At 69.9% G+C, this 12,720-nt stretch carries 12 protein-coding genes; 4 read left to right on the forward strand and 8 right to left on the reverse strand.

Going from position 1 to position 12,720, the window contains the following annotated elements:
• Window positions 1–115 precede the first annotated feature (115 nt).
• From HKK72_RS03655 to HKK72_RS03675, 5 genes are all read right to left on the reverse strand, one after another.
• Window positions 116–2,938, reverse strand: coding sequence for an AAA family ATPase (locus HKK72_RS03655; RefSeq protein WP_187232791.1), 2,823 nt, complete (start codon window positions 2,936–2,938; stop codon window positions 116–118).
• Window positions 2,939–3,017: 79 nt separating this feature from the next.
• Window positions 3,018–3,305 (reverse strand): MoaD/ThiS family protein, encoded by a 288-nt coding sequence (locus HKK72_RS03660; RefSeq protein WP_315987058.1) that lies wholly within the window; start codon window positions 3,303–3,305, stop codon window positions 3,018–3,020.
• 5 nt (window positions 3,306–3,310) lie between these two features.
• On the reverse strand, window positions 3,311–4,426 hold the full coding sequence (locus tag HKK72_RS03665; protein ID WP_187232793.1) for a WD40/YVTN/BNR-like repeat-containing protein: 1,116 nt from the start codon (window positions 4,424–4,426) through the stop codon (window positions 3,311–3,313).
• Window positions 4,427–4,652: 226 nt separating this feature from the next.
• Window positions 4,653–5,078, reverse strand: coding sequence for a nucleoside deaminase (locus HKK72_RS03670; RefSeq protein ID WP_187232794.1), 426 nt, complete (start codon window positions 5,076–5,078; stop codon window positions 4,653–4,655).
• Window positions 5,075–5,932 (reverse strand): LLM class flavin-dependent oxidoreductase, encoded by an 858-nt coding sequence (locus HKK72_RS03675; protein ID WP_315987059.1) that lies wholly within the window; start codon window positions 5,930–5,932, stop codon window positions 5,075–5,077. Before HKK72_RS03675 ends, HKK72_RS03670 begins: the two co-directional genes overlap by 4 nt.
• A gap of 105 nt (window positions 5,933–6,037) precedes the next feature.
• Between HKK72_RS03675 and HKK72_RS03680 the strand changes: the two genes are divergently transcribed.
• Complete coding sequence (locus tag HKK72_RS03680) at window positions 6,038–6,499, forward strand: Lrp/AsnC family transcriptional regulator (protein ID WP_187232796.1); 462 nt, start codon at window positions 6,038–6,040, stop codon at window positions 6,497–6,499.
• Window positions 6,500–6,653: 154 nt separating this feature from the next.
• Here HKK72_RS03680 and HKK72_RS03685 read toward each other — a convergent pair whose 3' ends face one another.
• Together HKK72_RS03685 and HKK72_RS03690 are read right to left on the reverse strand one after the other, a co-directional pair.
• Window positions 6,654–7,490, reverse strand: coding sequence for an NAD(P)H-binding protein (locus tag HKK72_RS03685; RefSeq protein ID WP_187232797.1), 837 nt, complete (start codon window positions 7,488–7,490; stop codon window positions 6,654–6,656).
• Window positions 7,491–7,551: 61 nt separating this feature from the next.
• Window positions 7,552–9,006, reverse strand: coding sequence for an MFS transporter (locus HKK72_RS03690; protein WP_187232798.1), 1,455 nt, complete (start codon window positions 9,004–9,006; stop codon window positions 7,552–7,554).
• A gap of 138 nt (window positions 9,007–9,144) precedes the next feature.
• On the opposite strand from HKK72_RS03690, the gene HKK72_RS03695 reads away from it, so the two are divergent.
• Together HKK72_RS03695 and HKK72_RS03700 are read left to right on the forward strand one after the other, a co-directional pair.
• Window positions 9,145–9,606 (forward strand): MarR family winged helix-turn-helix transcriptional regulator, encoded by a 462-nt coding sequence (locus tag HKK72_RS03695; protein WP_187232799.1) that lies wholly within the window; start codon window positions 9,145–9,147, stop codon window positions 9,604–9,606.
• A gap of 118 nt (window positions 9,607–9,724) precedes the next feature.
• A complete protein-coding gene (locus HKK72_RS03700; RefSeq protein WP_187232800.1) occupies window positions 9,725–10,462 on the forward strand; it encodes an SAM-dependent methyltransferase in 738 nt (245 codons plus the stop codon).
• Between the two features lie 12 nt (window positions 10,463–10,474).
• Here the strand turns inward: HKK72_RS03700 and HKK72_RS03705 are convergent, their stop codons facing one another.
• Complete coding sequence (locus HKK72_RS03705; RefSeq protein ID WP_187232801.1) at window positions 10,475–11,152, reverse strand: DUF6348 family protein; 678 nt, start codon at window positions 11,150–11,152, stop codon at window positions 10,475–10,477.
• Window positions 11,153–11,381: 229 nt separating this feature from the next.
• On the opposite strand from HKK72_RS03705, the gene HKK72_RS03710 reads away from it, so the two are divergent.
• On the forward strand, window positions 11,382–12,476 hold the full coding sequence (locus HKK72_RS03710; protein ID WP_187232802.1) for a hypothetical protein: 1,095 nt from the start codon (window positions 11,382–11,384) through the stop codon (window positions 12,474–12,476).
• Window positions 12,477–12,720 lie beyond the last annotated feature (244 nt).

The raw sequence follows: 12,720 nt of genomic DNA on the forward strand, positions 1-12,720 counted from the left end.
GGTAGGTGGTCCGCGCGCCGCGAACCTGGTCCTGCCACAACCACGCAGAGCACCGGCCAGGGATGGAAGCACGCGGGGCGCGGACAGAGGTCGGGCTCGGAGCGGCCGGTATCGATCAGAGGTAGAAGCCGAAGCCCCCTGCGGAGGGCTCGCTGCCGGGCGGCAGATCCTCGGCGCGCAGAGTGGTGAGCTCGGCCCGCGAGGGAGGGGCGCCGGTCGTGACGCGCTGTGCCTGGCGGGCGACGGCGGCGTCGAGCAGGTTGCGCATGAGGCGGCCGTTTCCGAACGAGGGCCCGCGTTCCGCGCGGCGCAGCAGCCGGGTCAGCGCCTCCCTCACTCCGGGCGCGAGGCCGAACCCGTCGGCGGCGGCGAGCTGCTCGAACACCGCGATCAGCTCGTCGTCGATGTAGCCCGGGAAGCGCAGTTGCTTGGCGAAGCGCGAGTCGAGGCCCGGGTTGGCGGTCAGGAAATCGGCCATCTCCTGCTCGTACCCGGCGACGATCACGATCAGGTCCTCGCGGTGGTCCTCCATGAGCTTGACCAGCTCGGCGATGGCCTCATGTCCGTAGTCGTTCTTGAACGACGACTGGCTGAGCGTGTAGGCCTCGTCGATGAAGAGCACCCCACCGAGCGCCCGTTCCACCAGCCGGCGGGTCCGCGGCGCCGTCTGGCCGATGTACTCACCGACGAGGTGGGCGCGGGACGCCTCGACCAGGTGGCCTGAGGAAAGCACGCCGAGTTTCTTGTAGATCCGGGCCAGCAGGCGGGCCACCATGGTCTTGCCCGTGCCGGGATCGCCGGTGAAGACCATGTGCCGGGTCGGAGCGGAGACCTTGAGACCCGCCGCACCACGCAGTTGTCCGGCGCGCGTGACGGCGACGAGCAGATCGATCTCCTCCTTGATCGAGTCGAGCCCGGTGAGCGCGTTCAGCTCGGCCAGCGGGTCCTCCACGGCGCCCGAGGTCTCCAGGGTGCGGGGCACGTCGGCGCGCTTGACGACGAGTTCGGCGCCCGGTTCCGTACGGCCGCGCACCGCCTCGACCACCAGGTCGGCCAGGTGCGGCGCGAGGCGGGCGTTGCGGAGGCTCTGCACCGGCGGCGCCGCAGCGAGCAGCTCACCGGCCGCGGTGAGGGCGCGCTTGTGCGCACGGGCTCCGCGCAGCGCCAGCTCACGGCGGAACAGTTCGGCATGCTCCTCGGCTGGGAACGGTCGCGTACGAGCGACGCGGAACCGGTTCAGGAGGGCCGGGTCGACCTCGCGGATTCGCTGCTCTCCGGTGGCGCCGCAGAGCGCGACCAGGTGCAGGTCGCCGTGCACGGCCATGAGCCGGTGCAGTTCGGCGGCGAGGGCCCCGCCGTTGCCGGGATCGGCGGCGATCTCGTCCAGGCCGTCGATGATCAGCAGCCGCTGCCCGGCGCAGTCGCGGATCTCCGCGTGCAGCTTGGCCGCGGCGTCCGCGAGGGGCTTGCCCGCGAAAAGGTTGTGCGTCGACCAGTACGGGGGCTGGGGCAGCTTGATCGCCTTGGCCAGCTCCTGTACGGCGGTGCGTTTGCCGGTGCCGTCCGGTCCCGCCAGCAGCAGCCGTACGGGCGCGCCACCGCCGGTGATCTCCTGGAGCGCGGCGGTCACCTCCGGCTGGCCCACCAGGCCCGAGACGAGGTCGGAGTCGGCGGAGCCCTTCGTGCGGCCGGCGGGCGTCTTCTTCCGTCCGTTCGCGGTCCGATCGTTCGTGGTCCGCCCGTTCGCGGTCCGGTCCTGCGCAGTCTGGTCCTTCGCGGTCTGGGCGGCCGTGCTCCGGCCCTTCGCACTCTGGACGCCCGCACTCTGGACGCCCGCACTCCGGCCGTTCGCGCCACGGCCGTTCGGGTTCGCCGGCACGAGCTTCGTGGTGAGCGGGTTGACGATGCGTCGGCGGAGCCCGTACAGCCGCCGCAGATCGATCTGGAACTGCCCGATCGGCACCCAGTCGGTCTTGGTCCGGGTCGGCTCGCCCGGCAGGCCCTGTACGCAGGCGCTGAACCGGGTCGCCATGTCGAGCCAGCCCCGGCAGGCGTCGGCCGCGCCCTCGACCAGCGCCTGCGTCAGCCTGCCCCGGATCTGCTCCTGCCACGTACGGGCCTTGAAGCCCCAGCGCTCCACCGCGATGCGCGTGCACACCTCGTCGTAGAGGTCATCGCCGAGAGCGGGGCGCAGCTGAACCGGAACGCGCACGAGCCCGGCCTGCAGCAGCAACCCGCTCATGTGCAGTGCCACGGACTCGTCCGAGGGAGCGGCCTCCGCCAAGCGGTCACGCGCGGCCAGCAGGCCCGCGCACACCCAGTCCAGATAGCCGACCGGCCCGGTCAGCTCGGGCAGTTCCGTCAGTATCTCCTCGCCGGCATGTGCGGCCCAGTGCTCCCGGAGGTCGCTCTTCGACAGGCTCACGTCACAGTCCGGCGGATCGTCGTACAGCCGGATGAGCGCCTGACGGCGTCGTTCGAGCGGCTCGATGCCCTCCAGGGCGACCAGGCACTCGCGGGCCAGCCGGATCGCGAGCTCGCGGTCCGGCACCTCGATCAGCCAGTCCATCGGCGGCCGCCAGAGGTTGGTCGAGGTGACCCACCAGGTGTTCAGAGACGTCAGCGCAGCGGGCTTGCTGAGATGCCGGCCCAGCAGGCGGTCGAACAGCTGAGCCTGCGAGCCCCCCGAGATGGCGCCCACGCCGGGCAGAAAGCCGATCATGACGTACGCCTCGGCGGCGATGAGGGAGGCCGGAAGCGTCATGAGCTTGTGGTCGTTGGTGGTGAGTTCGACGCAGCGGGGATCCTTCGCGAGCGCGTCGATCCGTCCGGCGATCTCGTCGAACAGACCGTCGGGCACCCGCCATGGGCCGAAGGAGTAGACGTCGAGGATCGGCTCGTCGCTGAGAAGTAGCTCCAAGTGCTCCGGCAGCCGCATACCCAATCCCCCATCAGCCCTGCTAAACCGGACAGCAGCCTAAGGGAATGGAAACCCGAGCACCGACGGATCACGGCCTCTAACCGCCGGCCATGGCTCCCACGATCAGGTAGGGCTCGGTGCCAGTCGCGACCGCGTGCGGCAGTGGGGCGTCGGGCTCCTCGTGGGACAGGTCCCGCTCGCACGCGAAGAACCGCACGAACGCCCGGCGCCGCCCGGTGACCTGGTCACGGATCGTCCCGCGCAGCATCGGGTAGCGGTTCTCGAGCGCGTCGAGGACCAGGCGCTGCGTGACCTGGCCCTCGACCGGCAACCGCACCTCGCCGTCGACCCGCGCGAGCGTGCGCAGATGCGCGGGGAGCACCACCCGGATCACGGCAACGTCTGCACTTCGACCGACAGCACGGCGGGCAGATCTCGCACGATGGGCGCCCAGCGATCCCCCGCGTCGGCCGACACGTACACCTGCCCGCCGGTCGTCCCGAAGTAGATCCCACACGGGTCGAAGGAATCGACGGCCATGGCGTCGCGCAGCACGTTGACGTAGCAGTCACGCTGCGGCAGACCTTCGGTGAGCGGCTCCCACTCGTTCCCGCCCGTTCGGCTGCGGTAGACGCGCAGCCGTCCGTCGAGTGGAAAATGCTCGGAGTCGCTCTTGATGGGGACCACGTAGACGGTGTCGGGCTCGTGCGCGTGTACGGCGATGGGGAACCCGAAGTCGGTCGGCAGGTCACCACTGATCTCGTGCCATGACTCGCCGGCGTCATCGCTGCGCATCACGTCCCAGTGCTTCTGCATGAACAGGACGTCCGGCCGCGAGGGGTGCGCCTCGATGTGGTGCACGCAGTGGCCGATCTCGGCGTCGGGATCCGGGATGCCCTCGGACTGCAGCCCGCGATTGATCGGCCGCCAGCTCTCTCCGGCGTCGTCGGACCGGAACGCGCCGGCGGCCGAGATCGCCACGATGATCCGGCCGGGCCGGCTCGGCTCCAGCATGATGGTGTGCAGGCACAGCCCGCCGCCGCCCGGCTGCCATGACGGCCCGCTGCCGTGGCCGCGCAGGCCGGGAAGCTCCCGCCACCCCTTCCCACCGTCGGTCGAACGGAACAGTGCGCCGTCCTCGACCCCGGCGTAGACCGTGTCAGGATCGTCCGGCGACGGTTCGAGGTGCCAGACCCTGGTGAACCTCCAGGGCTGTGGCGCACCGTCGTACCCCTGGTGCGTGCCGGCGTCGCCCTCGTACCGGAACTCGTTGCCCACCGGCTCCCACGACCTGCCGCCGTTCTCGGACCGCTGGATCAGTTGCCCGAACCAGCCGTTCGACTGCGAGGCGTAGAGCCGGTCCGGGTTCACCGGCGAGCCTTTGAGGTGGTACATCTCCCAGCCGCCGAAATGCGGGCCGCTGACGTCCCACCGGTCTCGCCGGCCGTCCGACGTCAGGATGAACGCGCCCTTGCGCGTGCCGACCAGCACTCGAATCCCTGTCATTGGAACCCCCTCCGCGCACCGTGGATCGCACAGTCGTCATTTCCGGCGCGGCCGGCTCGCCGAGACGAGAGGTCCACCGGCTTCAGTTTCCGAACCGTATCCCCGGCCGCCGACGAAAACCGCTCGTTCGAGCGGACTGACATGGGAGGTCGGCGACGCGGAAGCGGCGCGGCGAGAGTTCGGCAAGATGCCGCTGCCGCCCGACCACCGGCACGCGGCGGCCGGGTCAGCGGTAGTAGCCCTCGACCGGGACGCGCGCCTCGTCGAACAGCGCGGGACCGTCCAGTCGTACGGGCGGCGGGCCGGTCGGCGGCTTGAGGGTCGTGAGCTGCTGGGTGGACAGCGCGAACACGACACGGCCGAGGCCGGAGCGCTCGATGGCGCCCGCGCACATGCCGCAGGGCTGGCAACTGGTGTACATCGTGGTCGTCGCCGCGGCGGCGGGGTCGAGTTCGCGGGCCGCCCATCTGGCCAGCTTCTGCTCGGGATGGGCGCTGATGTCGTTGTCGGTGAGGGTCGTGTTGCGCTCTTCGGCGAGCACGTCGCCGTCCGGGCCGACCAGCAGCGATCCGAACGGCGGGTTCCCGCCCGCCCGTGCCTCGGCGGCGAGGTCGATCGCCCTGCGCAGAAAGCGTTCGTCGTCGGGGGTCATCGATGCTCCGTTCGGGGGTGGTGTGCGCGCAGATCCCACGAGGCGGCCACGGTCGCGAGCGCCTGCCAGGCCGCCCGCGGGTGGCAGGTCTCACGCGGATCGCCGTTGAAGGGGTCGAGCACGACGGTGTCGGCGCCGAGATGGCGCAGTTGTTCGAGGTCGTCGAGAACCTGGTCGATCGTGCCCTCACCCGCGAGCCGCTCAGAGCCGGTCACCGGTGACCCGGTGAGCCGCAGGGCGATGCGCGGAGCCAGTGCGGGTGTCGGCCGCCGCCGCTCGTCCGCGATGGCCTTCAGCCGGTGCAGCGCCTCGCGATACCAGGGCAGCGTGAACCGCAGCGGATGCCATGCGTCGCCGAGGCGTACGGCCCGGCGCAGACCGGCGTCGCTGTTGCCGCCGACCCAGAGCGGTATCCGCCCGCTGCGGTAGTCCGCTTCGTCCTGCCAGGCCGTGAGCATCACCTGGAGGTGATCGTCGGTCAGCCTCCCGCGCCGCTCGAACGGGACGCCGAGCGCCTCGAACTCCTGCCGTGCCCAGCCGACGCCGACGCCGAGCACCAGCCGCCCCCCGCTGAGCCGGTCGAGGTTGGCGGCCATGCGGGCGACGAGCAGCGGGTGGCGGTACGGCACGATGAGCACGGTCGTCCCGAGCCTGACCCGGCCCGTGACGCCGGCCAGCCACGACAGCGTGGTGAAGGGCTCGTAGAACGGCGCCGGATACTGCTCAGCGACGTCGGGGGTCACCACGATGTGGTCCGAGACCATCAGCAGGTCGAAGCCGAGACCCTCCACCGTCTGCGCCCAGTCACGCAGCACACTGGGGTCGGTTCCAGGCCCGAAATTCGGGACGTTCACGCCTAGTTGCACTCGTCCAGGCTATTCCGGAGATCAGCCCGGCTGGAAGAGATTCCTTCCGGCGTACGAGCCGAACGGCCGTGGATCTACCGGTACATTGACCGGATGGCCGAGAGTCTTGATATGACCGACTGGTCGATCCTGGTGGAACTTCAGCGCGACGGGCGCGTCCCGCTCACCGAGCTGGGGCGGCGGGTGAACCTCAGCGCCTCGGCGACCACCGAGCGGGTCAAACGGCTCGAGACGATGGGCGTCATCGCCGGCTATCGGGCCGACATCGACCTGGCCAAGGTCGGCTTCGCCGTGCTCGCCGTCGTACGCCTCAAGTACCCCGGCAGCCGGCACCAGCCGCTGCACCGGCTGCTCGACGAGCGCACCGAGATCCTGGAGTGCCTGCGCACCACCGGCGAGGACTGCTACACGCTGAAGGTCGCCGCGGCCTCGATGCCGCACCTCGAAGAGATAGTGAACGAGCTGGCCCGGTTCGGCAGCACGAACACCAACATCGTCTACAGCCTGACGCTCCCCTACCGCGGGCCCCAGCGGCCCGCGCGGGAGCCCGCGTGACCCGGCCCTGAGCGGCGACGTGCCGGCATGCCTCCCGGCACAACACGACATGGGTGTATTCGGTGGCCCTTCTGGGGGCCATCGAATACACCCATCACCCGGCCGGCGGTCGGGCGACCCGACGTGACCTGCGCCGTCATCTCGGCCTGCGCCGTCAGCGCGCCCCGGGGTCGAAGTCGGCGGCCCGGTGCGCGACCCATTCGGCATAGCCGAACGCGGGACGCCCAGTGACCTCCTCGACGGTCGGCAGCGTCTCGGCCGCTCCGTCCTGTGCCTCGGCGAGCCGGGCGAGCAGGAAGTCGGCGCCCTGCGGCGGGATGCGCTCGATCAGCTGCCGCCTGATCTGCTCCGCGGGGACCTCTTCGAACCGCAGCGGGCTGCCGATCGTCTCCCCGATGATCCGTACGCGGTCGATCTGGGTCAGCGACTCGGGCCCGGTGAGCTCATACGCCATGCCGGGCCGCGGTGCGAGCAGGGAGCGTACGGCGACCGCGGCGATGTCGCGCTCGTCGATCGGAGCCGTGGACGCTCGCCCGTAGGCGCCGCGGACGACCCCGCCGGCGGCAATCTGGGCGGCCCAGGCGAGGTCGTTGGCCATGAACGCCCCTGGGCGTACGTAGGTCCAGGACAGCCCGGACGCGGCGACGGCGCTCTCGCATTCCAGATGCCGGTCGCCGATCCACCCGGGTGAGGGGAGGGTGACGGCCGACGAGGACAGCAGGACGACGTGCTCGAGCCCGGCCTGCCGAGCAACGTCGAAGAACCCGCCGAGCGCGCCGAAGAGGGGGAACAGAAACGCCCTGTCGACGCCGCGCAGCGCCGCCGGCAGAGTCTCGGGCCGGGTGAGGTCGCCGGCCAGGACCTCGACGTCCCCCGGAAGTGTCCGGGCGCCGGGGTCACGGGTGATGGCCCGTACCTTCTCGCCCGCGTCGAGCAGCTGGGCGACGACATTGCGGCCGACGTTTCCGGTGGCACCGGTAACAAGGAGCATGATGTTTCTCCTTCGTGCTGTGAGTTTGGCGGATGAAGTGGGTCCTATGAGGTGGGCCGTATCAAGAGGTGGACCGCTTCGGGCCGATGATCAGGAACACGGCGACCGCCGCCAGGCAGAGGAATCCGGCCGCGGCCAGACTGGCGGTGTTGTAGCCGTGTACGGCGGCCCGTGCGGCGAGATCCGCGGTCTGCGCATGGTCGCGGAGGAAGCCGGCGGCGGCCGTCCCCGCGATGCCGCTGAGTAGTGCTATTCCCAGCGAGGAGCCGATCTGCATGGAGGTCATGACAGTCGCCCCGGCGACCCCGGTGTCCGGTCCGGCGTCGAGGGTCGCCGTGTTGTTGGCGGAGATCAGCACCCAGGCGTTGCCGAGCCCCAGCAGCATGACGACGGGCAGCAGGTGGGTGACGTAGTCGCTGTCGGGACGCAGCAGGCCGAGCAGCACGAGTCCCGCGGCCGTCGTCATCAGTCCGGGGCAGAGCAGGAGCCGTACCGGGGTGGTGATCAGGAACCTGCGGGCGAGACGCACACCGAGGACGATGGCGACGGTGTAGGGAACGAAGGCGACGCCGGCCTTGAGCGGCGGGTAACCGAGCACGTTCTGCAGGTAGAACGTGAGGAAGAAGACGCCCGCGAAGGTGCCGAGCGCCATGCACAGCACGGCCAGATAGGCGCCGCCCCGCCGGCGGTGGAGGACGACCCGTAGCGGCAGCATCGGCTGCTCCGTCCGGTGCTCGAACCAGACGAACAGGATCAGCAGAACGAGCCCCGACGCAAGGCCCATCATTGTCGGCCGAGCGGTCCAGCCACCGGATTCCGCCGTACTGAAGCCGAAGACCAGTGCCATGAGTCCGGTCGTGGCGAGCACGGCACCGATGACGTCCACGCGAGCGCCGGCGCGGCGGGGCGTGGTGCGTACGGCGGTGACGATGCCGAATGCCGCGGCGGCCGCGATGGGCACGCTCACGAACAGGCTCCAGCGCCAGCCGACGAAGTCGGTGAGCAGTCCACCGAGGATCAGGCCGACGCCCGAACTGCTGCCCATGACCGTGCCGTAGATCCCGAACGCCTTCCCGCGATCTTCGGGTGTGGTGAAGGTCGTGGCGATCAGAGCGAGGACGGAAGGGGTGAACAGCGCTCCGAACACGCCCTGCAACGCCCGGGAGGTCAGGATCATGGCCGGGTTGAGGGCCAACCCGCCCAGCACCGAGGCCGCCGCGAAACCGGTCAGCCCGATCAGCAGGCACCGTTTGCGGCCGATCTGGTCGGACAGCCTGCCGCCGAGCAGCAGCAGCCCGCCGTAGCCGAGGGCGAAACTGGTGATCACCCACTGCCGTTCGGTATCGGTCAGGTACAGGGCACGCTGAACGGTCGGCAACGCGATGTTCATGACCGTGGCGTCCGCCGCGATCATCAACTGCCCGATGGCCACCGCCACCAGCGCCCACCAGCGCCGCGGATCCGGCGTGGACACCGAGACCGGCGAGGCCGGCGGCGCCTTGAGGACTGAACTCATGGATCCCTCGATTCAGCGTGGGGGACATACATCGGCCGAACAATGTTGGCCGACCTAACGTTGACTGAGCCAACGTTGGCCTGGCCAACGCTAGCACCAGATCGTGGGCTTGGCCAACAGTTCTTGTAGCCTCTCCCCATGGACACCTCGGCCGGCAGCCGCGCCCCGACCCGGCTGCGCTCCACTCCCAGCTGGCTCATCACCCACCTCGCCACGCACGCCGGCCGCCTGGTGGGCGAGGCCTTCGAAGCCACCTGGGCCCGCCGCTACCACTACGCGCTGCTCGCCGCGCTCGAGGAATTCGGCCCGTCCAGCCAGGCCGAGCTGGGCCGCCGCTGCGAGATCGACCGCAGCTACGTCGTGGAGGCGATCAACGAGCTCGCCGACCGGGAGCTCGTCGTACGCGCCCAGGACCCGGCCGACCGCCGGCGCAACACCATCACCATCACCGAGGCGGGAGTGCGCCAACTGCACTGGATCGACAGGGAGCTGGAGGGCGTCCAGGAGACGCTGCTGGCACCGCTCTCAGCCGATGAACGCGGCCAGCTGACGCAGTTGCTGGCCCGGGCCCTCGACCACCACGCACAGAAGCGCGGCTGACCCAGACGATCGGCATGTGACCTGCCGGGGACCCACTCCGTCCCCCGGCCGCCTGATCGCCTGGGGCGGCGAGAATAAGCAGGTGCGCCCGGTGATGGGGGCCTGCAAGGCTGCGCGGATGGACCGACAGCTGATCTCCATGCTCGCCCACGCGGATCACCCCATAGCGGCGCCGCTCACCGACGAGTCGGTGCGACGGCTGCTCGATCGGGCGATCCGGCGAGGCGACGAACGTGTACTCGACCTTGGCTGCGGTGGCGGGGCATGGCTGCTACGAGCGCTGGCCGCCCATCCGGGGGTGACGGCCGAGGGGGTCGACGTCTCGGAGAGAGCCCTCGCGACGGCCGGGGAGGCCGCGGCCGCCCGCGGAGTGCGGGACCGGCTCGTCCTGCATCACCATGACGCGGCCGAGTTCAGCTCGACGCGGCCCTTCGACGTCGTGCTCAGTGTCGGCGCCGCGCACGCCTTCGGCGGCCTGCTGCCCACCCTCGCGGCGGCGGAGACGCACCTGGCTCCCGGCGGGCACGTGCTCGTCGGCGACGGCTACTGGGAGGACACGCCCAGTGCCGATGCCATCGAGATGCTGGGGGACTTCGCGGATCTGCCGGCCACCGTCGATCGCGTCGTCGCGGACGGGTGGACTCCCGTCTACGGGCACGTGAGCACCCGAGAAGAGCTGGACGACTACGAGTGGTCCTGGACCGGCTCCCTGGCCTCGTGGGCCCTGGACCGTTCCCGAGAGCCGCACGGTGCCGAGGCGCTCGCGGCTGCGAGCACGCATCGCTCCGAGTGGTTGCGCGACTATCGGAAGGCCTTCGGCTTCGTGAGCCTCGTCCTGCGCCGGACATCGGGCTGACCGCGGCAGCGTCTAGCGAGGTGCGATGAGGGCCCATGACTTGAGCGAGCCGTGCCCCTCCCAGGGCAGGTGATCGGCGATGCGCGCGAAGCCGTCGCTCGCGTCGCCGTTGAGCAGGGTGACCTCGGTGATGGGGCCGCCGGGCATGCGGGCGCAGAAGGTGTACAGCCAGACTGGCCGGTCCGGCAACGCGTACCCGTTGAACAGCTCCTCGACCACGACCATCGTCGGCGGCCTGTCCACCGCGGCGCGCTTGAGCCCGTCGCTCAGCCCGCCGAAATCACGGATCGCCAAGGCCCCGTAGAAGACGTCGGCCGTACGCGTGCCGTCGCTCATCTCAGCCTTGTGAACCCGCTGCGCGAGGTCGCTCTGCGGGACGGCCATCGCCGCGAACACCGAGAACACGTTGTGCAGCCACCCGTCAACCGCCTCGGTGACCGGATGACGGTCGGCCCCGGCGATCCCCACCGCCTGGTCCCAGGCATACACGTCACCCCACGAGCCGTGCCCGACGCCGATGGGCACTCTGATGCTGACGCCGTTCGGCTGCGGATCCGGAACGTCCACCGCCACCCGAAGCCCGTGCCCCGGCAGATGCACGACCGCGCCGTCCTGGCGTGCGTCGAGCCCATGCCCTTCGCCGAGCAGCCGAGACACCAGTTCGGCCACGTTCTCCGCGGTGATTTCCACGAGCGCCTCTCTCTCAACGGGGGCACCCACCTTAATGATCAATAGGTGGACGATGCCTCCGCATTCCTTCACAGACCCTTCACAGAGACCCGCTCGCCTCCGACGCGGTAGACGGTCAGAGTGCGTGGCCTTTTCCGCGCCTCCCAGCGCTCCGGTACCTGGCCGACTCACTGGTCATATGTGGATCGGTTACGACATGGTGGTGGCTTACGGACGAAGGGAGTCCGGGGTGCGTCGAATGACGGCGGGCCTGGCCCTCACGATCGTGCTGGTGATGGCCGGATGCTCGGGCGGCGGCAGCGGTACGCCGACCGCCACACCCGGCTCGGCATCGCCCACCGAGCTGTGGCGGCCCGGCGAGTTCAGGGACGCGCTCCTTTACTGCGACAAGGTCTCGGCTGCGACCCTGCGGCGGCTGCGGGTCGAGCCGACGCTCGGCTACGACTGCCTCTGGCACGCGGGCGCCGGAGATCGGCATGACAACCTGAGCCGCGATCTCACCGCCAACCATCAGATCTACGAACCGTCGCAGGCCAGGTCGGCCACCGACGCGGCGCGCAACGGATTTCCGCGTCCGCGAGGATGGGAGAAGCTCGGTACGGGCGTACCGGTGCGCGGGTTCGGCGACGAGGCGAAGATCTTCCGTGTGTTCGGCCCGTCGGTCAAGCTGCGCAGAGCAGTCCTCGTCGTACGCCTGCGCAATGCCGTCCTCCAATTCGACCTGAAGGTGGAGTCCCTGCTCGACCGCTACCGAGCCCGGGTTGGTCCCCTCGAGGAGGTCGAGGCCGACGCGGTGGCCGTCGCGCGTGAGGTCCTGACCGGACTCGGTTCTCCGCCCACGCCCGTCGCACCCACCCCGGCGAACCCGCCGGGAGAGGTACGGAAGGTCAGCGGGATATGCGGTTCTGTCGGCGAAGCGGGACGGCTCGTCCCCGGCATCGAGCGGCGTGACATCTCACCGGCGGGCTCGGCTCTCGGCAGCGGTTGCCACTGGAGCCTGAACGACGGTAGGCGGCCCAGGCTCACCGTGGACGCCGAAGTGATCACCGCGAGCCCTTTGACCGGCGAGACCGGATCTCAGATCGCGACCACGATCTTCAACCGATGGAAGAGCGGCAGTGAACGTGTGCCGCGACTCGGCGACGAGGCCAAACTGGACCATTACAACTTCCGGCGAGGACAGCACCGCGAAAGCAGCATCCTCGTCCGCCGCGGAAATCTCCTGGTCTATGTGAGCTACGGCAGCTGGAATCACCCCTCGAAGGCGACGCTGGACAGGGAGGTCACGAATATCGCCAAGGCCGTCCTCAGCGACCACAGGTGAGCCGATATGGCTCCGCACGTGTTTTGGCGGGCGCATTTGCCGGGAAAGCGTTCTCATGCCCGCGGACCTGCCTGACCTGAGGCAGCAAGAAGAAATGACTTGGAATGTCGGGATCGGTTTGCCGTATTTGAGGGTTGAACTACCCCTGCCCCATGGGCATAGTGGGCGAACCACAGGCGTCTCAGTCGCGGCATGCATCCTCAGGAGCCCATAGCGCACGGCTGGCTACAGCGCACCCACGGCG

Origin of the sequence: Actinomadura sp. HBU206391 (genome assembly GCF_014323665.1) — a bacterium.
In the GTDB taxonomy this organism is placed as follows: domain Bacteria; phylum Actinomycetota; class Actinomycetes; order Streptosporangiales; family Streptosporangiaceae; genus Actinomadura_C.

Excerpts from the sequence above, each read along its gene's own strand:
- HKK72_RS03655 (WP_187232791.1), bottom strand. The coding sequence starts at position 2,938 with ATGCGGCTGCCGGAGCACTTGGAGCTACTTCTCAGCGACGAGCCGATC.
- HKK72_RS03665 (WP_187232793.1), bottom strand. The coding sequence starts at position 4,426 with ATGACAGGGATTCGAGTGCTGGTCGGCACGCGCAAGGGCGCGTTCATC.
- HKK72_RS03670 (WP_187232794.1), bottom strand. The coding sequence starts at position 5,078 with ATGACCCCCGACGACGAACGCTTTCTGCGCAGGGCGATCGACCTCGCC.
- HKK72_RS03680 (WP_187232796.1), top strand. The coding sequence starts at position 6,038 with ATGGCCGAGAGTCTTGATATGACCGACTGGTCGATCCTGGTGGAACTT.
- HKK72_RS03685 (WP_187232797.1), bottom strand. The coding sequence starts at position 7,490 with ATGCTCCTTGTTACCGGTGCCACCGGAAACGTCGGCCGCAATGTCGTC.
- HKK72_RS03690 (WP_187232798.1), bottom strand. The coding sequence starts at position 9,006 with ATGAGTTCAGTCCTCAAGGCGCCGCCGGCCTCGCCGGTCTCGGTGTCC.
- HKK72_RS03695 (WP_187232799.1), top strand. The coding sequence starts at position 9,145 with ATGGACACCTCGGCCGGCAGCCGCGCCCCGACCCGGCTGCGCTCCACT.
- HKK72_RS03700 (WP_187232800.1), top strand. The coding sequence starts at position 9,725 with ATGGACCGACAGCTGATCTCCATGCTCGCCCACGCGGATCACCCCATA.